This is a genomic window from Leclercia sp., assembly GCF_036780805.1.
Classification (GTDB): domain Bacteria; phylum Pseudomonadota; class Gammaproteobacteria; order Enterobacterales; family Enterobacteriaceae; genus Enterobacter.
In genome coordinates this window covers 250,990-269,287 of record NZ_DAIQCE010000002.1, presented here as the reverse complement: position 1 = coordinate 269,287, position 18,298 = coordinate 250,990, and the positions used below count along the sequence as shown (strand labels likewise).

Below are 18,298 nucleotides of genomic sequence, written 5' to 3'. Positions count from 1 at the left end.
AATAGAGGTATCAGTCATTGCAATGCGACGCGCATGAAAGCCATAACCCTTTACGATGTTGCCCGCCTGGCGGGCGTGTCCTATCAAACCGTCTCGCGGGTCATTAATGATGCGGCGCATGTCTCCGCACGGACCCGGGAGAAAGTGCTGCAGGCGATGGCCGAGCTGCACTATGTTCCCAACCGCGGCGCCCAGCAGCTGGCGGGTAAACGCACCCGCACCCTGGGGCTGATCACCACCGATCTGGCCCTCCATGCTCCCTCGCAAATTGCCTCGGCGGTGAAGACCCGGGCAGGGGAGCGCGGAGCGAGCGTATTGATCTCAATGGTCGAAAATCCGCAGCAGTGTCTGGCCGCCGTACAGGAGCTGCTGGCCCAGCGGGTGGAGGCATTGCTGGTCAACGTGCCGCTGGAGGACGAGCTGGCAGAAAGCCTGCGGGCGCAGGCCGTTCCGGTGCCGGTATTATTTCTGGATGTCTCGCCCACCGCCCGGGTGCACAGCCTGGTATTTGATGCCGAACAGGGAGCAACCCTCGGGGCGCAACACCTGCTGGCGCTAGGCCATCGGCGGATCGCCCTGCTTGGCGGGCCGCAAAGTTCCGTTTCGGCGCGCGCCCGTCTGGCGGGCTGGTTGTCCACCCTGGATGCGGCGGGTGTGCAACCCTGCGCCATCGCGCAGGGCGACTGGAGCGCCGCCTCGGGTTACGAAAAAGGCCATCAGCTGCTGGCCGGGGCCACGCCTCCGCAGGCGATCCTGGTGGCAAACGATCAGATGGCGCTCGGCGTGATGCGCGCCTGTGCCGAAAAGGGCATTGCCGTGCCAGGCCAGCTCTCGGTGGTGGGGTTTGACGATACCACCGACAGCGCCTGGTTTACCCCGCCGCTCACCACCGTTCGCCAGGCCTTTCGCGAGGCCGGGCTGCGCAGCGTGGAGTGGCTGCTGGCGCAGCAGGACCACGCCGGACAGGATCCGGCGCAAACCCGTCTCCCGGTCACCCTGATCGAGCGTCACTCCACGGCGCGAGAAGGGATCCCCCAGGGGAGTGACGATCTGGCTCAGCAGCTAAAATCCCTGGCACTGCTGGCCGAACAGCTGGCGCGTCGCTAACGCTTTTGTGATCGCCATCGCTTCATGATGCTCTCCCGCTTTACCCTGTCACCCCGACAGGGCATTGTAATTAAAAATTGTGAGCGCTTCGCAAAGAGGTAATTATGTCCCATCCTGCTCCGCTGACCCTCAGCACCCTGATAACGCGTCGTGACTGGGAAAACCCCGGCGTCACCCAATGGAACCGACTCCCTGCCCACGTGCCGCTCAGCGGCTGGCGTGACGAGCAGGCGGCACGGGAGGAGGGCGACTCCGCTTCCGTTCGCTCGCTAAACGGCGACTGGCAGTTCAGCTTTTTTGCCGCACCGGAGCAGGTTCCCGATAGCTGGACACAGGAGGATTGCGCGGATGCGGTGGTAATGCCCGTTCCCTCCAACTGGCAAATGCAGGGCTTTGACACGCCGATCTACACCAACGTGACCTATCCGATTGCGGTTAATCCGCCGTTTGTGCCGGCGGAGAACCCGACCGGTTGTTACTCGCTCACATTCGATATGGACGCCCGCTGGCTCGAGAGCGGGCAGACGCGGCTGGTGTTTGACGGCGTCAACTCAGCGTTTTACCTGTGGTGCAACGGGCTGTGGGTCGGCTATTCCCAGGACAGCCGCCTGCCTGCGGAGTTTGATGTTTCCTCGTTCCTGCGCCCGGGCAGCAACCGCCTGGCGGTGATGGTGCTTCGCTGGTGCGACGGCAGCTACCTGGAAGATCAGGATATGTGGCGGATGAGCGGTATCTTTCGGGATGTGACCCTGCTGCACAAACCTGACACCCATATTGCCGATTACCATGTCGTCACCGAGCTGAACGCCGACTACGATCGCGCCGAACTTCAGCTGGCGCTGACCCTCGGCGGATCCGACTACGCGGGCTGCGAGGTCAACGTCAATCTGTGGCGGGCAGGGGAGTGTATCGCCAGCGCCACCGGCACGCCGGGCTCGGCCATCGTAGACGAGCGCGGCTACTGGCAGGAGAGGGTGAATGTCTCCCTGAAGGTGGATCAACCGGCGCTTTGGAGCGCGGAAATCCCCGCCCTTTACCGCTTAACCCTCGTGCTACGCGACGGGCAGGGCCAGGTGCTGGACGTTGAAGCCTGCGACGTCGGTTTCCGGCGGGTCGACATTAGCAACGGGCTGCTGAAGCTCAACGGCAAGCCGCTGCTGATCCGTGGCGTGAACCGCCACGAGCATCACCCTGAGCGCGGGCAGGTGATGGACGAAGCCACCATGCGCCGCGACATTGAGCTGATGAAGCAGCACAACTTTAACGCCGTGCGCTGTTCGCACTACCCTAACCACCCGCTCTGGTATCGCCTGTGCGATCGCTACGGGTTGTACGTGGTGGATGAGGCTAACATCGAAACCCACGGGATGGTGCCGATGAGCCGTCTGGCTGACGATCCGCGCTGGCTGCCAGCCATGAGCGAGCGCGTCACCCGTATGGTGCAGCGCGATCGCAATCATCCGTCGATTATTATCTGGTCCCTGGGCAATGAATCCGGCCACGGGGCCAACCACGATGCCCTTTACCGCTGGGTGAAGGCGACGGACCCCACCCGTCCGGTGCAGTATGAGGGCGGCGGAGCCAACACCGCTGCCACCGATATTGTTTGTCCGATGTATGCCCGCGTCGATCAGGATCAGCCCTTCCCGGCGGTACCGAAGTGGTCCCTTAAAAAGTGGATCGGCATGCCGGATGAGACGCGTCCGCTGATCCTCTGCGAGTATGCCCACGCGATGGGCAACAGCTTTGGCGGGTTCGCAAAATACTGGGATGCTTTCCGTAAGCATCCTCGGCTGCAGGGTGGTTTCGTCTGGGACTGGGTGGACCAGGCGCTGACGAAGCATGACGAGCAGGGCAACCCCTTCTGGGCCTACGGCGGTGATTTTGGCGATAAACCTAACGACCGTCAGTTCTGCCTGAACGGGCTGGTCTTCCCCGACCGCACGCCGCATCCGGCCCTTTATGAAGCCCAGCGTGCCCAGCAATTCTTCACCTTTACCCTGGTCAGCCACTCGCCGCTGGTGATAGAGGTGCACAGCGATTATCTCTTCCGCCAGACCGATAACGAGCAGCTGCGCTGGTCGGTGATGCGGGATGGCGAGGTGCTGGCCTCTGAGGTGGTGGCGCTTAACATCCCGGCACAAGGTACGCAACGGCTGGAGATCGCGCTGCCGGAGTGGACGGCGGCACCGGGTGAGCTGTGGCTGAACGTTGAGGTCTTCCAGCCCGCGGCCACGCCGTGGTCTGCGGAAAACTATCTCAGTGCCTGGGATCAATGGCCGCTTCCCGCCCCGTTACTTATCGCTCCGCCAAAGGTTGCCGGGGTCGCACCTCAGCTTACGCGTGAAGATGACGCGCTGGTGGTGACCCATCGGCAGCAGCGCTGGCAGTTTAACCGCACCAGCGGCGATCTGACCCAGTGGTGGCGGGAGGGGGAGGCGACGCTGCTCGCGCCGCTGACCGACAACTTCACCCGCGCTCCGCTGGATAACGATATCGGGGTCAGCGAAGCGACCCGCATCGATCCGAATGCCTGGGTGGAGCGCTGGAAAGCGGCGGGGATGTACAGCCTGACGCCGCGCCTGCTCGAGTGCGTTGGCGAGCAGCTGGAGCAGGTGGTGGAAATCTCTACCCTGCATGCCTGGGAGCACGGCAACCATGTGCTGTTCCTGAGCCGCAAATGCTGGCGCATCGACAGCCATGGCGTGCTGCAGGGCGACGTTGAGGTGCAGGTGGCGAGCGACATACCAGAGCCTGCGCGTATCGGGCTGACCTGTCAGCTGGCGCGGGTGCCGCAAACCGTAAGCTGGAACGGGCTCGGACCCTGGGAGAACTACCCGGATCGCAAACTTGCCGCCCGCCAGGGACGCTGGACGCTGCCGCTGGCGGCGCTGCATACCCCCTATATTTTCCCGACCGAAAACGGCCTGCGCTGCGATACCCGGCAGCTGACGCTGGGGCAGCATCAGCTGGACGGCGACTTCCACTTTGGCGTGAGTCGCTATAGCCAGACGCAGCTGCGCGAGACCTCCCATCACCATCTGTTACGGGAAGAGCCCGGCTGCTGGCTGAATCTGGATGCGTTCCATATGGGCGTCGGTGGAGATGACTCCTGGAGCCCCAGCGTGTCGCCGGAGTTTATTCTGCAAGGGAAAAAGGTGCGTTACGCCTTTAGCTGGCAACAGAACTAAACTTAATCGCTGATGCGGCCACACCCTATGGCCGCACATTCACTTCGGAGGTTTATCTGATGAAGTATGTCGATGGTTTTGTGGTTGCCGTTCCCGCGAATAATAAGGAGGCTTATCGCGAGATGGCAGCGAAAGCCGCGCCACTGTTTAAAGAGTTTGGCGCGCTTCGCATCGTAGAGTGTTGGGCAGATGACGTACCCGACGGCAAATTAACGGACTTTCGTCTGGCGGTGAAGGCGGAAGAGAACGAAGAAGTGGTCTTCAGCTGGATCGAATACCCTTCCAGAGAGGTTCGCGATGAAGCGAACCGGAAGATGATGAGCGATCCCCGAATGAAAGAATTTGGCGAGTCGATGCCGTTCGACGGTAAACGGATGATTTATGGCGGCTTCTCGCCGCTACTGGACGAATAAGCGTGGAGCCCGGCGGCGCTTACCGCCGGGTGTTATTCGTGTGCCTGGGAGGCGAGATTAAGCTCCGCCCACTGAATAAACGCCTCTTTTGGCAGCGCTTTACTGTAAAACCAGCCCTGACCGTACTGCACGCCGTGGCGGCGTAGCCAGGTCAGCTGGCCTTCGGTTTCAATCCCTTCCGCCACCATCGTCAGATTGAGAGAACGCGCCATCTCGATAATATGCGGCGTCACGTTTTTGTACTCCAGCGCGTCGACGAATGACTTATCGATTTTCAGGGTATCAACGTCCAGATCCTGCAGATAGCTGAGGCTGGAGTATCCGGTGCCGAAATCATCAATATAGACAGAGTGCCCTGCGCGCCGGAATCCGGCAATGGCCGGGGCGCTGACGGTGGGATCGGCAAAACCCCGCTCGGTCAGCTCCAGCGCAATTTGCGAGGGTGGGATCTGCCACTGATTCAGAAGACGGCTCAGCAGCGGAGGCACCGTACCCGAGATCAAATCCGCGGGAGCAAGGTTAATCGAGATATGCTGGTCCGGATGCTGGCGCAGCCACTCCCCCATCTCCTCAAACACTTTTTCGATGATAAGCGCGGTCAGCTGACTCATCAGGCCAGTCTGCTCCGCCAGGGAGACGAAAATATCGGGAGAGAGATAGCTGTCGTCCTGCTGCGGCCAGCGGGCGAGTGCTTCCGCCCCGGTCAGTCTGCCGCTGCTTAATGCGACAATCGGCTGGAAATGAACCTGAAACTCCCGACTATTGATGGCGTCCAGCAGGCGATGGCGGGGCGATTGCAGGCGGCGTAAGACGCGCAAGACAAACCCGGCCGTCAGCAAACTGATCAGCATGCCAAATGGCAGCCAGAAATAAAGCTGGTGGTGCCAACTCTCTTTTAACGGCTTCAGGGAAGCCCAGGCCACAATGGCAAATCCTAAATCGGGCACGTTGTGCACATCGTACATCGCACCGTCATGTTGAAAATGCGCGTTGCCATCCCGCTGCATTTTATTGAACACCTGCATATCCAGGCTATTGCTGCTGGCAAAAACAATATTTCGGCGAATACCGACCAGCGCGACATCGATCGGCCAGGAGCCAAAGGGGATCACGTCGATCAGCGAGGCCGGATCGATCATCACGATATAGTGGCCTGTGCCGATGGCGGCCATATAGCGCTTCAGATTGAGATCGTTGTGCGAGGTAACCCATGCCCGATAGCCATCGGAAGTGATTCGCAGTGCCGGGGGAAAGGGGGCGGCCTTGCTCTCCTGTTCCAGCGAAGAGCAACGCGGGGTGAGATCGTCAACGTAGATCACTTCCTGGATATAACGCCAGGAGAAAGAGGCGCGGCGCATCGCCAGCGCATGTTCGCGACTGCAGGGGATGCCTTTGAAGGCCTGCATTTCAGTGAGCGCGGATTTGGCCTGGGTAACCACTCTGTCGGTACGGATCTGGACGCGCGAAGAGTAGTCGTTCAGATCGTCAACAAACTTATCTTCCGCATTACGGTGCGCCAGCCAGACGCTCAGGCACACAGGAACAAGCACTGCAATAATGAGTACGCAGGTCACCACACTAACCAGGTGTCGGGTCGTCATGCTCCTGTTTCCTTTTATAACGCCGGGCGAGGGGCGCACAAGTCGATGACATTAAGACGGAAAGCTACGCTGAAGTGTAGCGTCATAGTACACCGCTGGCATTGATTTCATTCCGCTATCCATCACAGGTTGTGTTTCCACCGTCGCTCGGATATGCTAATTGTTATGTTATAACAAATCACTCAGTGGGGATAAACAATGCAGGTTCTGAATTCATTGCGCAGTGCAAAACAACGTCATGCGGATTGCCAGATCGTCAAACGTAAGGGGCGGCTGTATGTGATATGTAAATCCAATCCGCGCTTCAAGGCGGTGCAGGGGCGTAAGAAGAAACGTTAGGTCAGAGCAGGAGGCTTGCCGCTAACAGCGAGGCTGCTGGCGGCAGGCCTGCGCGGGCATCAGGCGGCCACGCGGGAAAGGGTGAAGACGTCGTAGAAAGAGAGTTCGCCTTTAGTGGCGATCATTTTTTGTAGTTTCTCTTTTTGCTGCGACTCAACCTGGGGGGAGTGCAGGATACTGTCGATCAGCTGGTTGGGTACATAGCGGGTGTTGTACCACTCACCGTTGTAGCAGACGCGAAAATCGAGCACATCAATATCTTCATAGCGGTAGCGTGGATTGACGTCAAAGAAGAAGAAGGCGTTAAAGACGACGAACAAGACCACCAGGAGCCAGACGGAACCGATCAGCGTGTCCGACTGCAGCATTACCACCAGCGTTGCTAACCAGGCGGCATACATGGCGACAAACAGGCCTGGATGTTTGCGAATAAAGCTGATGCTAAAGCGCGGTTTGTTGTCACGCTTTTCGCGTACATTGAGATCATCAATGGTTTCGGTAAGCAGGCGTTGTATCTCGGTCATCTTCTGCCCTTTCTCAAATCAACTTAAAACGGGGGATCCGTGTATTTTAAGTGACCACAATGTTTGTGGAAAGTAACAGTTACGCTAAGAAAAAACATAACAGTTGCCGGGAAAGGGCGGGTCAGATGATGCGGTGAATCTGTTTGGTGTAAGTCACCCAATCAGCGTACAAATTTCCACACCGCGGTAGGAATTTTATCGTACAGCTTATTCATGGTGAGTTCAGCCAGACGATGATCCGCTGCGGAATAGAATACCGCTAACTCATTATCAGAAAGCTCGTATTTATTTTTCTCAATCACACGTTCAAGGGTGTCAATTGACTGACAACGTCGCAAACGCATCAAATAATCAGTCTTGGTTAATGGTTTATCAGACATAAATTCACCTAATTGTTTGTAATAATTTTAACCGGAGTAGCTAACGGGTTAGCCCTGCTTGCATTGACAAAACAACGAAAAAGCCGATTGCCCGATTTACGCCATTTTTGCAAATCCTGTGCGTTAATGCCGTAGCTGCTGAATAACATAAAAGTGTCATCCAGGTATTCGTCAATTTGCTCAATCAACTTATTATCTTCGTTATACTTAATTTTATAATTAAGGGCGAAGGTTGCTATATGCTCAATCAACTCGTTTAGCTGCAAATTTATGGCAGAAGTAGGGTCATTGACCCAGCCATGGTTGCTTTCATCGAGATTGGAAAGGCAGTCATGGTACAGGGATTCACAAAGGAATTTCAACTGTGCAATATCTTGCCTTTTTGGCGAGTATTCGTCCATAGCGCATCCCCTTTCTGAGTGATTTTTTACTCACCGAACATCGTTGTCGGGAAGGGTACAACTGACTTAGCGTCAACGACTACTGTAATGCGTCTTGTCTGTAACTATAATCTACTCTAATCAGGATTTCACCGCGCTATTACGAAAAATTACAATTACGCTGCAGGTTAAAGGATTTTGCGGTCGCTATGTTATATATTGTTTTATCCTGATGTGGAGTTCCTCTTATCCTCCAGCAAGATTTTTCAGCTGTTTCTATAATCGCTACCAGTCGCGCTCATATTCAAAAAACACCAGGAATACTCTTAATAACTAAGAAGCAACGCAAGAATTTGAGAATTTGTGTAAGAGGATTGGGTTAAATATGATAAGTCGTTTAAAGCTGACATAAAATATATAAACCGCCAATAAGCTTATTTTATGATTTTCAATTGCCAAAAAAAAGGCCGCATTAGCGGCCTTTTTAACGGTTAACAGCAAAATCCTGGTCTTTACACCGGATGGTTGTGTTCGATGTCGTCGTTTTTACGGCTGAAACGACGGCGTACGACCACAAAGAAGACCGGAACGAAGAAGATTGCCAGGATGGTCGCAGTCACCATCCCGCCCATCACGCCGGTACCTACGGCGTTCTGTGCGCCGGAGCCTGCACCCGAGCTGATGACCAGTGGCATAACCCCGAGGATAAATGCCAGGGAGGTCATCAGAATTGGACGCAGACGCATACGGACCGCTTCCAGCGTCGCTTCAATCAGACCTTTGCCTTCTTTATCCATCAGATCTTTGGCGAATTCGACGATCAATATCGCGTTCTTCGCCGACAAGCCAATGGTTGTCAGCAGGCCCACCTGGAAGTAAACGTCGTTCGTCAGGCTACGGAAGGTGGCCGCCAAGAGGGCACCAATGACCCCCAGTGGCACAACCAGCATAACCGAGAACGGAATCGACCAGCTCTCATACAGCGCTGCCAGACAGAGGAATACCACAATCAGGGAGATGGCATACAGGGCAGGGGCCTGGTTGCCGGACAGACGTTCCTGATAGGACATTCCCGTCCAGTCGTAGCCGATACCCGCTGGCAGTTTACGCGCCAGCTCTTCCATCAGGTTCATGGCCTCACCGGTACTTCTGCCCGGTGCCGCCTGACCCAGGATCTCCATTGATGGCAGACCGTTGTAACGTTCCAGACGCGGTGAGCCGTACTCCCAGCGTGAGGTGGAGAAGGCGGCGAATGGCACCATCTGCCCGTTGCTGCCGCGAACGTACCAGTTGTTGATATCGTTCGGCAACATACGGTACTGCGCCTCAGACATCACGTACACCTTCTTCACACGACCGCGGTCGATGAAGTCGTTGACGTAGCTACCACCCCAGGCCGCGCCCAGCGTAGTGTTGATGTCACTAATAGAGACGCCAAGCGCCTGGGCTTTTTCCTGATCGATATCCACTTTGAACTGCGGCGTATCTTCCAGGCCGTTAGGACGCACGCCCACCAGCAGATCGGGATGCTTCGCCACTTCGCCAAACAGCTGGTTACGCGCCTGAGTCAGTTTCTCATGGCCCAGACCGCCCTGGTCGATAAGCTGGAAGTCGAAGCCGGTGGCCGTACCCAGCTCAACGATCGCTGGGAGGTTGAAGGCAAAGACCATCGCATCTTTAATCTGCGAGAAGGTGCCCATCGCACGGCCGGTAATAGCTTCAACCTTGTTCTCTTCACCCGGACGTTCAGCCCAGTCTTTCAGCGAAACGAAGGCGATACCGGTGTTCTGACCACGACCCGCAAAGCCAAAGCCGTTAACCGCAAACACCGATTCAACGTTGGCTTTCTCTTTGTTGAGGTAGTAATCCGTCACCTCATCCAGCACTTTCTGAGTACGTTCCTGGGAAGCGCCTGCTGGCAGCTGGGCCATGGTCAGGAATACGCCCTGGTCTTCGTCCGGCAGGAAGGAGCTTGGCAGACGAACAAACAGGTACGCCATGCCGACCACGATGATGATATACAGCAGCAAATAACGACCGGTGCTGCGCAGGATGTTGCCCACGCTGTCGGTGTAATGGTGCGTGCTCTTATCAAACATGCGGTTAAACCAGCCGAAGAAGCCTTTTTTGTTCTCGCCGTGATCGCCTTTGGCCACCGGTTTCAGCATGGTGGCGCACAGTGCCGGGGTCAGGATCAACGCAACCAGTACCGACAGAGCCATCGCCGAGACGATGGTGATTGAGAACTGACGATAGATCGCGCCGGTAGAGCCACCGAAGAAGGCCATCGGGATAAATACGGCTGACAGCACCATGGCGATACCGACCAGCGCGCCCTGGATCTGACCCATCGATTTACGGGTCGCTTCCTTCGGCGGCAGTCCCTCTTCGGACATGACACGCTCGACGTTTTCTACCACCACGATGGCGTCATCCACGAGCAGGCCTATCGCCAGCACCATCCCGAACATCGTCAAGGTGTTTATCGAGAAGCCGAAGGCCGAGAGGATCGCGAACGTCCCCAACAGAACGACCGGCACGGCGATGGTTGGAATCAGCGTCGCACGGAAGTTTTGCAGGAACAGATACATCACCAGGAAGACCAGGATGATCGCTTCGACCAGCGTTTTGATTACCTCGTGAATAGAGATTTTCACGAACGGCGTGGTGTCATACGGGTAAACGATTTTCAGGCCTGACGGGAAGAACGGTTCCATTTTCTTCAGCTCGGCACGGATCGCTGTCGCCGTATCCAGGGCGTTAGCACCGGTCGCCAGTTTAATCCCCAGACCGGAAGCCGGCTGGCCGTTAAACTTGGCGATAACGTCGTAGTTCTCACCGCCCAGCTCAACCTTCGCCACGTCACGCAGGCGTACCTGAGAACCGTCCGGATTCACTTTCAGCAGAATTTTACTGAATTCATCTGCCGAGGTCAGACGGGTCTGCGCGATGATCGAGGCGTTCAGCTGCTGGCCTTTCACCGGCGGCGTACCGCCTAACTGACCGGCTGCAACCTGGGCGTTCTGGGCTTTAATCGCGGTGATCACGTCTACCGGCGTCAGCTGGAAGTTGTTCAGTTTGTTCGGATCCATCCAGATACGCATCGCGTACTGGGAACCGAACAGCTGCACATCACCCACGCCTGAAGTACGGCTGATGGCGTCCTTCATGTTGGCGCCCACGTAGTCGGAAATATCCTCCTGCGTCATGGTGCCGTTGGTGTTGATAACGCCGACAACCATCAGGAAGCTGCTGGAGGATTTCTCCACGCTCACACCCTGCTGTTGGACTTCCTGCGGCAGTAACGGCATCGCCAGCTGCAGTTTGTTCTGCACCTGAACCTGCGCGATATCCGCATCCGTACCGGACTGGAAGGTCAGCGTGATCTGCACCGTACCGGTGGAGTCACTGTTGGAGGACATGTACATCAGGTTATCGATACCGTTCATGTTCTGTTCGATAACCTGAGTCACGGTGTCCTGCACCGTTTTGGCATCAGCCCCAGGGTAGGTTGCGGAGATCGTCACCGCCGGCGGCGCAATAGTTGGGTATTGCGCGACAGGCAGCTTCAGGATCGCAAGTCCCCCGGCTAGCATGATGATAATGGCGATCACCCACGCAAAAATGGGGCGATCGATAAAGAAATTAGGCATGTCTTAACGGCTCCTGTTTAAGTTAAGACTTAGGTTGTTCTGACTGGCCGCCTGCGGAGGCTTGTTGTTGATTGTCAGACGTGACCTCTTGCGCTTTAACCTGGGCGCCAGGGCGAACCTTTTGTAAACCGGTAATAATGACGCGATCGCCATCTTTCAGACCGTCGGTGACCAGCCATTTGTCACCAATTGCCTGGGTGGCGGTGATCTGACGGACTTCGACTTTGTCTTCAGCGCCGATGACCATGGCACTGGCATCGCCGCGCGGCGTACGGGTCACACCCTGCTGTGGAACCAGCAGTGCGGTTGGGTTAGTCCCTTCTTCCAGACTTGCGCGAACAAACATACCTGGTAACAGCGTATGGTTCGGGTTCGGGAAGAGGGCGCGCAGAGTAATAGAACCGGTGGTCTGATCGACCGTCACGTCAGAGAACTCGAGGCTGCCGGCCTGTGGGAACTTAATGCCGTCGCTGGTGATCAGCTCTACTTTCGCTTTGCCATTTTCCTGCTTCAGGGTGCCGTTCTCCAGCTCCTGTTTCAGGCGCAGGAAATCATTGCTCGACTGGGTGACATCGACGTAGATCGGGTCAAGCTGCTGCACGGTAGCCAGCGCGGTAGTCTGGCCGTTCTGCACCAGCGCACCTTCGGTCACTGCCGATTTACCAATGCGGCCGCTGATAGGAGAAGTCACTTTGGTATAGGCCAGGTTGATGCGTGCGGTTTCAACGGCGGCTTTCGCAGCGGTAACGGCAGCGTTAGCCTGCTGAGCATCGGCCAGGGCACTATCGTATTCCTGTTGGCTAATGTACTTCGTACCAATGAGTTTCTGATAACGGCTGACGGTCAGCTGGGCAATTTTTGCCGCAGCCTGGGCTTTAGCCAAATCGCCCTTGGCACTTTCGTAATTAGCCTGGTAGGTAGCGGGATCAATCTGATACAGAGAATCACCTGCTTTAACATCACCCCCTTCCGTAAAATTACGTTTCAGGATGATGCCACTCACCTGTGGACGCACTTCAGCAATGCGGTAAGCGCTGGTTCGGCCGGGTAATTCTGTTTTTATCTGGAGAGGTTCGGATTTGAGCGTCACGACGCCAACTTCTGGCGCCTGCTGAGCCCCTTGTTGAGCCTGTTTTTCGTCACATCCTGTAAGCGCTAAGCTGCCTGAGAGCATCAGAACGATCGCCAGAGGCGTTAACCCTCTGTTTTTGTTCATATGTAAACCTCGAGTTTCCGATTTCAAATTGATCAATGGATCACGCGTCCACAAACCCATTGCTGCGTTTATATTATCGTCGTGCTATGGTACATACATTCATAAATGTATGTAAATCTGACTCCTGTAATTTCACCAGCGTATGGCACGAAAAACCAAACAACAAGCACTTGCGACACGCCAGCATATCCTTGATGTTGCTTTGCGTTTGTTCTCGCAACAGGGGGTATCTTCCACTTCGCTGGCACAGATTGCGCAGGCTGCTGGGGTAACCCGGGGAGCGATTTACTGGCATTTCAAAAATAAGTCAGATTTATTTAGTGAAATTTGGGAGCTTTCAGAATCCAGTATTGGGGATCTTGAGACTGAGTATCGGGCAAAATTCCCCGACGATCCACTCTCAGTTTTAAGAGAGATTCTGGTCTATATCCTTGAGGCGACTGTTATTGAGGAGCGCCGCCGCCTGATGATGGAGATCATTTTCCACAAATGCGAGTTTGTCGGGGAAATGGCCGTTGTGCAACAGGCACAGCGCAGTTTATGTCTCGAAAGTTACGATCGTATTGAACAGACTCTCACGCACTGTATTAAAGCTAATATGTTGCCCGCTAATTTGTTGACCCGCCGCGCTGCTATCTTAATGCGCAGCTATATTTCCGGCATTATGGAAAACTGGCTTTTTGCCCCCCAGTCTTTTGATTTACAACGTGAAGCCCGTGATTACGTGGCCATCCTGCTTGAGATGTACCAGCTCTGCCCGACGCTGCGCGCCCAGCCTTAATCGCTCCCAGCCTGACGGCCAGGAATTATCCGGGAGCCATCCGTTGGCGCTATATTGCACCCGATTGCCGTGATATTCTGCACGCCGGTCTTTTTTCGTCATTCATCACACGAATTACATATAACTATGTTGCACTACACACGCAAACAGCATCCTCTCCTGGCCTTTATTCTGGTTTTCTTTCTCGCATTCATGGCATCACCGGCGGCGTTAGCGCGTGCCGATAATACCAGTGACACGCCAACGCGGGCAGATATCCAGACCCAGCTTGATGCCCTGAGTAAACAGAAAGAACTTACTCCGCAGGACAAACTGGTTCAGCAGGATCTGACGGAAACCCTGGAGACCGTCGACAAGCTCGAGCGGGTCAAAGCGGAAACCACGCAGTTACGCCAGAAGGTGGCTCAGGCACCGGAAACGATGCGTAAGGCAACCGAGAGCCTCAATGCGCTGGGCGATGTCGATAATGATGCGGAAACCCGCAAAACGCTGGCCACCTTGTCCCTGCGTCAGCTGGAACTGCGCGTGGCGCAGCTGCTCGACGACTTACAAACCGCCCAAAGCGATCTCGCCACCTACAACAGCCAGCTGGTTTCCCTGCAAACCCAGCCGGAGCGCGTGCAGAATGCGATGTACACCGCGTCTCAACAGCTGCAGCAGATCCGTAATCGCCTGAACGGCACCTCTGCGGGCGAGGCGGCGTTACGTCCCACTCAGCAAACGTTACTGCTGGCGCAGCAGCAGCTGCTGAATGCGCAGATCGAACAGCAGCGTAAGAGCCTTGAGGGCAACACCGTCCTGCAGGATACCCTGCAAAAACAGCGCGATTATGTCACCGCCAACATCAACCGTCTGGAGCATCAGCTGCAGCTGCTGCAGGAGGCGGTCAACAGCAAGCGACTGACCCTGACGGAGAAAACCGCGCAGGAGGCCGTCAACCCGGACGAAACCGCGCGTATCCAGGAAAATCCACTGGTGAAGCAGGAGCTGGATGCAAACCATCAGCTCAGCCAGCGTTTGATTACCGCCACCGAAAACGGTAACTCGCTGGTTCAGCAGAACATCAAAGTTAAAAACTGGCTGGATCGCGCTCTGCAATCTGAACGCAACATCAAAGAGCAGATCGCCGTCCTGAAAGGCAGTCTGCTGTTGTCGCGTATCCTGTATCAGCAACAGCAGACCTTACCCTCCGCCGATGAGCTGGAGGACATGACCAACCGCATTGCGGATCTGCGTCTGGAGCAGTTTGAGGTCAACCAGCAGCGCGACGCCCTGTTCCAGAGCGATGCCTTCGTTGCCAAGGTGGAAGAGGGGCACAGTAGCGACGTCAATGATGAAGTTCACGATGCGCTGCTGCAGGTGGTGGATATGCGCCGCGAGCTGCTCGATCAGCTGAATAAACAGCTGGGCAATCAGCTGATGATGGCCATTAACCTGCAGATCAACCAGCAGCAGCTGGTGAGCGTCTCCAAAAGCCTGCAGGAGATCCTTACCCAGCAAATTTTCTGGGTAAACAGCAACAAACCGATGGACTGGGACTGGATCAAATCCTTCCCGGGCATGCTGAAAGACCAGATTAAAGGGATGAAAATCACCGTTAACTGGGAGAAAGCCGGTCCGGCGGTGGCTTTTGCCTTCCTGGCGGGCCTGCCACTGTTGTTGATTGCCGGGTTAATCCGCTGGCGTCTCGGCTGGCTGAAAAAGTACCAGGCGAAGCTGGCTGATGAAGTGGGGCAGCTGCGTAATGACAGCCAGCTTCACACCCCGAAAGCCATTCTTATCGATCTGATCCGCGCCCTGCCGGTCTGCCTGTTAATTCTGGCGGCGGGGCTGATCCTGCTCACCATGCAGCTTAACGTCAGCGATCTGCTGTGGGCCTTCAGTAAAAAACTGGCGCTGTTCTGGCTGGTGTTTGGCCTGTGCTGGAAAGTGCTGGAGAAAGACGGCGTGGCGGTGAGCCACTTCAATATGCCTGCCCAGCTGACCAGCCACTGGCGACGCCAGATCGTGCGTATCAGCCTGGCGCTGCTGCCGCTGCACTTCTGGTCGGTGGTGGCGGAACTCTCTCCGCTGCACCTGATGGACGACGTGCTGGGGCAGTTCGTGATCCTGCTGAACCTGGTGTTGATCAGCGTGCTGATGTGGCCGATGTGCCGTGACAGCTGGCGCGACAAAGAGTCCCACGCCATCCGCCTGGCGACGGTCACCGTGCTCTCCATTATCCCGCTGGCGCTGATGGTGCTGACGGCCACCGGCTATTTCTATACCACTCTGCGTCTGTCGGGCCGCTGGATTGAAACCGTCTATCTGGTGATCTTCTGGAACCTGCTGTACCAGACCGTCCTGCGCGGGCTGAGCGTTGCCGCCCGTCGTATCGCCTATCGCCGAGCGCTGGCGCGTCGGCAGAACATGGTGAAAGAGGGGGCCGAAGGCGCTGAGCCGCAGGAAGAGCCGACCATCGCTCTGGAGCAGGTCAACCAGCAGACGCTGCGTATCACCATGCTGGTGATGATTGCCCTGTTCGGCGTGATGTTCTGGGCCATCTGGTCTGATTTGATTACCGTCTTTGCCTATCTCGACAGCATTACCCTGTGGCACTACAACGGCACCGAAGCGGGTGCGGCGGTGGTGAAAAACGTCACCATGGGCAGCCTGCTGTTTGCGCTGGTCTCGTCGATGGTGGCCTGGGCCCTGATCCGCAACTTACCTGGCCTACTGGAAGTGCTGGTGCTGTCGCGCCTGAATATGCGCCAGGGGGCGTCGTATGCCATCACCACCATCCTCAACTATGTGATTCTGGTGGCGGGAGCGATGACCGTCTTCGGTTCGCTCGGGGTCTCGTGGGATAAACTGCAGTGGCTGGCGGCGGCGCTGTCGGTTGGTCTTGGTTTTGGTTTGCAGGAGATCTTCGGTAACTTCGTTTCGGGTCTGATTATCCTGTTCGAACGTCCGGTGCGCATTGGCGATACCGTGACGATCGGCACCTTCTCGGGGACCGTCAGCAAGATCCGTATCCGTGCCACCACCATCACCGACTTCGATCGTAAAGAGGTGATCATCCCGAACAAAGCCTTCGTCACCGAGCGGTTAATCAACTGGTCGCTCTCCGACACCATCACCCGCGTGGTGATCCGTCTGGGCGTGGCCTACGGCTCCGATCTGGATGCGGTGAAAAAAGTGCTGCTGAAAGCGGCGATGGATCACCCGAAAGTAATGCACGATCCGGAACCGTCGGTGTTCTTCACCACCTTCGGCCCGAGCACGCTGGATCATGAACTGCGTCTGTACGTACGTGAACTGCGTGACCGCAGCTACACGGTTGATGAGCTGAACCGCACCATTGAGCGTCTGTGCCGCGAGAACAACATCAACATCGCGTTCAACCAGCTTGAAGTGCATCTGCGCAATGAGAAGGGCGACGAGCATACGGAAGTGAAACGTGAAGTGAAGGGGGATGACCCGACTCCGGCTTAACCTAACCCCTCACACCCTAACCCTCTCCCCAAAGGGGCGAGGGAATGATTTGCTCCCTCTCCCTTTCAGGGAGAGGGCAGGGGTGAGGGTATTTTCCCCTCAAAATCCCGCTTCACAATCTCCAGCGCCTTCAGCACCGTCTCTGCCGGAATCTCATCATTCTCCAGCAACATAATCAGATCAACGGCCAGCTTCACTTCATCGGGGGCGTTTTCCAGTGACACACACTACTCCTGTTAACGGGTCAGACGCGCAATCACGCGCTCAATATCATCCAGTGCCTTACGACAGCGTTCAAGCCGCCCCTCCAGCGCGGTAAGTTCGCGCATCAGCATCTGCTGCTCTTCCAGCGTTTCGGCCTGGTTCAGCCGCGTCTCACGTTCAGACTTCATCTCACACAGCCGCCGCTCAAACTCCTGATGTTCCAGGCGCTTGCGCTGCCACTTTGTCGCCCCCGCTGACGGGCTGTCCCAGACGCGCAAAGGCCAGGCGGCGATCTCCCGGTGCAGGGCGGCGATCTGCTCCGCCAGGTGGGTGGCCAGCCAGTTGACCTGCTCCGTCTGCGCTTTCTCCACCGCGTGGCTCAGCTCATCCAGATTGTGCTGGGCTTCATCCAGATAATCTTTAATAAGGGTGCTGCGGGTGCGGAACAGCTGCCGGTCAAAACGCGGCTTCAGGGTGGCGTGCTGCATCAGAGGGGCAGCCTGGGTTCGCAGGGCCGTCAGCTGATTTTGCAACGTCTGTAAAAGCAAGGCTGTTTTCAATCTGCTCTCCAGTGGTACAGTAGCCGTTCAGTTTGATAACGATTCGCATTATGCAGCGTACTATTTTAATCATCATTGGCTGGCTTGCGGTAGTGCTCGGCACGCTGGGCGTCGTTTTGCCGCTTCTGCCGACCACGCCCTTTATATTACTGGCGGCCTGGTGCTTCGCCCGCTCCTCGCCGCGTTTTCACCACTGGCTGCTCTACCGCTCATGGTTTGGCGGCTATCTGCGCCACTGGCAACAGCACCGCGCCATGCCGCCTGGCGCAAAGCCGCGGGCCATTGCGGTGATCCTCGTGACCTTCGCCATTTCATTATGGATGGTAAAAATCATGTGGGTGCGGATCCTGCTGCTGGCGATCCTCTCCTGCCTGCTGATTTTCATGTGGCGGATCCCCGTAGTTGATGAAAAGCAACAAAAGCAATAATCCGCAGGATGGCTGTTGCAATTCTTGTGCGCAGCCAGTAAATTCGA

General features: G+C 56.3%; 15 protein-coding genes. 7 read left to right on the top strand and 8 right to left on the bottom strand.

Annotation, left to right across the window (positions count from 1 at the left end):
* Positions 1 to 33 precede the first annotated feature (33 nt).
* The 3 genes from V7Q49_RS10555 to V7Q49_RS10545 all read left to right on the top strand — a co-directional run bounded on the left by V7Q49_RS10555 (position 34) and on the right by V7Q49_RS10545 (position 4,711).
* Positions 34 to 1,107 (top strand): LacI family DNA-binding transcriptional regulator, encoded by a 1,074-nt coding sequence (locus V7Q49_RS10555; protein ID WP_333850978.1) that lies wholly within the window; start codon positions 34 to 36, stop codon positions 1,105 to 1,107.
* A gap of 104 nt (positions 1,108 to 1,211) precedes the next feature.
* On the top strand, positions 1,212 to 4,298 hold the full coding sequence (locus tag V7Q49_RS10550; RefSeq protein ID WP_333850977.1) for a beta-galactosidase: 3,087 nt from the start codon (positions 1,212 to 1,214) through the stop codon (positions 4,296 to 4,298).
* 59 nt (positions 4,299 to 4,357) lie between these two features.
* A complete protein-coding gene (locus V7Q49_RS10545; RefSeq protein WP_333850975.1) occupies positions 4,358 to 4,711 on the top strand; it encodes a DUF1428 domain-containing protein in 354 nt (117 codons plus the stop codon).
* 32 nt (positions 4,712 to 4,743) lie between these two features.
* Here the strand turns inward: V7Q49_RS10545 and V7Q49_RS10540 are convergent, their stop codons facing one another.
* A complete protein-coding gene (locus tag V7Q49_RS10540) occupies positions 4,744 to 6,312 on the bottom strand; it encodes an EAL domain-containing protein (protein ID WP_333850973.1) in 1,569 nt (522 codons plus the stop codon).
* 198 nt (positions 6,313 to 6,510) lie between these two features.
* Between V7Q49_RS10540 and ykgO the strand changes: the two genes are divergently transcribed.
* Positions 6,511 to 6,651 carry a type B 50S ribosomal protein L36 gene (ykgO, locus tag V7Q49_RS10535; protein WP_142488461.1) on the top strand — a complete coding sequence of 47 codons (141 nt, stop codon included), beginning with the start codon at positions 6,511 to 6,513 and terminating at the stop codon, positions 6,649 to 6,651.
* A 59-nt stretch (positions 6,652 to 6,710) separates the two neighbouring features.
* Here ykgO and V7Q49_RS10530 read toward each other — a convergent pair whose 3' ends face one another.
* The 5 genes from V7Q49_RS10530 to acrA all read right to left on the bottom strand — a co-directional run bounded on the left by V7Q49_RS10530 (position 6,711) and on the right by acrA (position 12,804).
* A complete protein-coding gene (locus V7Q49_RS10530) occupies positions 6,711 to 7,175 on the bottom strand; it encodes a YlaC family protein (RefSeq protein ID WP_333850971.1) in 465 nt (154 codons plus the stop codon).
* Positions 7,176 to 7,336: 161 nt separating this feature from the next.
* A complete protein-coding gene (locus V7Q49_RS10525) occupies positions 7,337 to 7,555 on the bottom strand; it encodes an HHA domain-containing protein (protein ID WP_032616864.1) in 219 nt (72 codons plus the stop codon).
* Positions 7,556 to 7,563: 8 nt separating this feature from the next.
* Complete coding sequence (gene tomB / locus V7Q49_RS10520) at positions 7,564 to 7,956, bottom strand: Hha toxicity modulator TomB (RefSeq protein WP_333850968.1); 393 nt, start codon at positions 7,954 to 7,956, stop codon at positions 7,564 to 7,566.
* A gap of 491 nt (positions 7,957 to 8,447) precedes the next feature.
* Positions 8,448 to 11,588 carry a multidrug efflux RND transporter permease subunit AcrB gene (acrB, locus tag V7Q49_RS10515; protein ID WP_333850966.1) on the bottom strand — a complete coding sequence of 1,047 codons (3,141 nt, stop codon included), beginning with the start codon at positions 11,586 to 11,588 and terminating at the stop codon, positions 8,448 to 8,450.
* Between the two features lie 22 nt (positions 11,589 to 11,610).
* Positions 11,611 to 12,804, bottom strand: a complete 1,194-nt coding sequence (gene acrA, locus V7Q49_RS10510; protein WP_333850964.1) for a multidrug efflux RND transporter periplasmic adaptor subunit AcrA — start codon at positions 12,802 to 12,804, stop codon at positions 11,611 to 11,613.
* A 142-nt stretch (positions 12,805 to 12,946) separates the two neighbouring features.
* On the opposite strand from acrA, the gene acrR reads away from it, so the two are divergent.
* Both acrR and mscK read left to right on the top strand, forming a co-directional pair.
* A complete protein-coding gene (gene acrR / locus V7Q49_RS10505; protein ID WP_333850962.1) occupies positions 12,947 to 13,585 on the top strand; it encodes a multidrug efflux transporter transcriptional repressor AcrR in 639 nt (212 codons plus the stop codon).
* 126 nt (positions 13,586 to 13,711) lie between these two features.
* On the top strand, positions 13,712 to 17,059 hold the full coding sequence (gene mscK / locus V7Q49_RS10500; RefSeq protein WP_333850960.1) for a mechanosensitive channel MscK: 3,348 nt from the start codon (positions 13,712 to 13,714) through the stop codon (positions 17,057 to 17,059).
* A 65-nt stretch (positions 17,060 to 17,124) separates the two neighbouring features.
* Here the strand turns inward: mscK and rsmS are convergent, their stop codons facing one another.
* Together rsmS and priC are read right to left on the bottom strand one after the other, a co-directional pair.
* Positions 17,125 to 17,283: a pleiotropic regulatory protein RsmS gene (rsmS, locus tag V7Q49_RS10495; protein ID WP_333850958.1), complete on the bottom strand. Its 159-nt coding sequence runs from the start codon at positions 17,281 to 17,283 to the stop codon at positions 17,125 to 17,127.
* Positions 17,284 to 17,295: 12 nt separating this feature from the next.
* Complete coding sequence (priC, locus tag V7Q49_RS10490; RefSeq protein WP_333850956.1) at positions 17,296 to 17,823, bottom strand: primosomal replication protein N''; 528 nt, start codon at positions 17,821 to 17,823, stop codon at positions 17,296 to 17,298.
* 50 nt (positions 17,824 to 17,873) lie between these two features.
* Between priC and V7Q49_RS10485 the strand changes: the two genes are divergently transcribed.
* Positions 17,874 to 18,251, top strand: coding sequence for a DUF454 family protein (locus V7Q49_RS10485; RefSeq protein WP_333850954.1), 378 nt, complete (start codon positions 17,874 to 17,876; stop codon positions 18,249 to 18,251).
* Positions 18,252 to 18,298 lie beyond the last annotated feature (47 nt).

Coding starts and splice junctions, on each gene's coding strand:
- mscK (WP_333850960.1), top strand. CDS start 13,712: ATGTTGCACTACACACGCAAACAGCATCCTCTCCTGGCCTTTATTCTG.
- V7Q49_RS10525 (WP_032616864.1), bottom strand. CDS start 7,555: ATGTCTGATAAACCATTAACCAAGACTGATTATTTGATGCGTTTGCGA.
- ykgO (WP_142488461.1), top strand. CDS start 6,511: ATGCAGGTTCTGAATTCATTGCGCAGTGCAAAACAACGTCATGCGGAT.
- V7Q49_RS10485 (WP_333850954.1), top strand. CDS start 17,874: ATGCAGCGTACTATTTTAATCATCATTGGCTGGCTTGCGGTAGTGCTC.
- V7Q49_RS10545 (WP_333850975.1), top strand. CDS start 4,358: ATGAAGTATGTCGATGGTTTTGTGGTTGCCGTTCCCGCGAATAATAAG.
- V7Q49_RS10540 (WP_333850973.1), bottom strand. CDS start 6,312: ATGACGACCCGACACCTGGTTAGTGTGGTGACCTGCGTACTCATTATT.
- acrB (WP_333850966.1), bottom strand. CDS start 11,588: ATGCCTAATTTCTTTATCGATCGCCCCATTTTTGCGTGGGTGATCGCC.
- V7Q49_RS10555 (WP_333850978.1), top strand. CDS start 34: ATGAAAGCCATAACCCTTTACGATGTTGCCCGCCTGGCGGGCGTGTCC.
- acrA (WP_333850964.1), bottom strand. CDS start 12,804: ATGAACAAAAACAGAGGGTTAACGCCTCTGGCGATCGTTCTGATGCTC.
- acrR (WP_333850962.1), top strand. CDS start 12,947: ATGGCACGAAAAACCAAACAACAAGCACTTGCGACACGCCAGCATATC.
- V7Q49_RS10530 (WP_333850971.1), bottom strand. CDS start 7,175: ATGACCGAGATACAACGCCTGCTTACCGAAACCATTGATGATCTCAAT.
- tomB (WP_333850968.1), bottom strand. CDS start 7,956: ATGGACGAATACTCGCCAAAAAGGCAAGATATTGCACAGTTGAAATTC.
- V7Q49_RS10550 (WP_333850977.1), top strand. CDS start 1,212: ATGTCCCATCCTGCTCCGCTGACCCTCAGCACCCTGATAACGCGTCGT.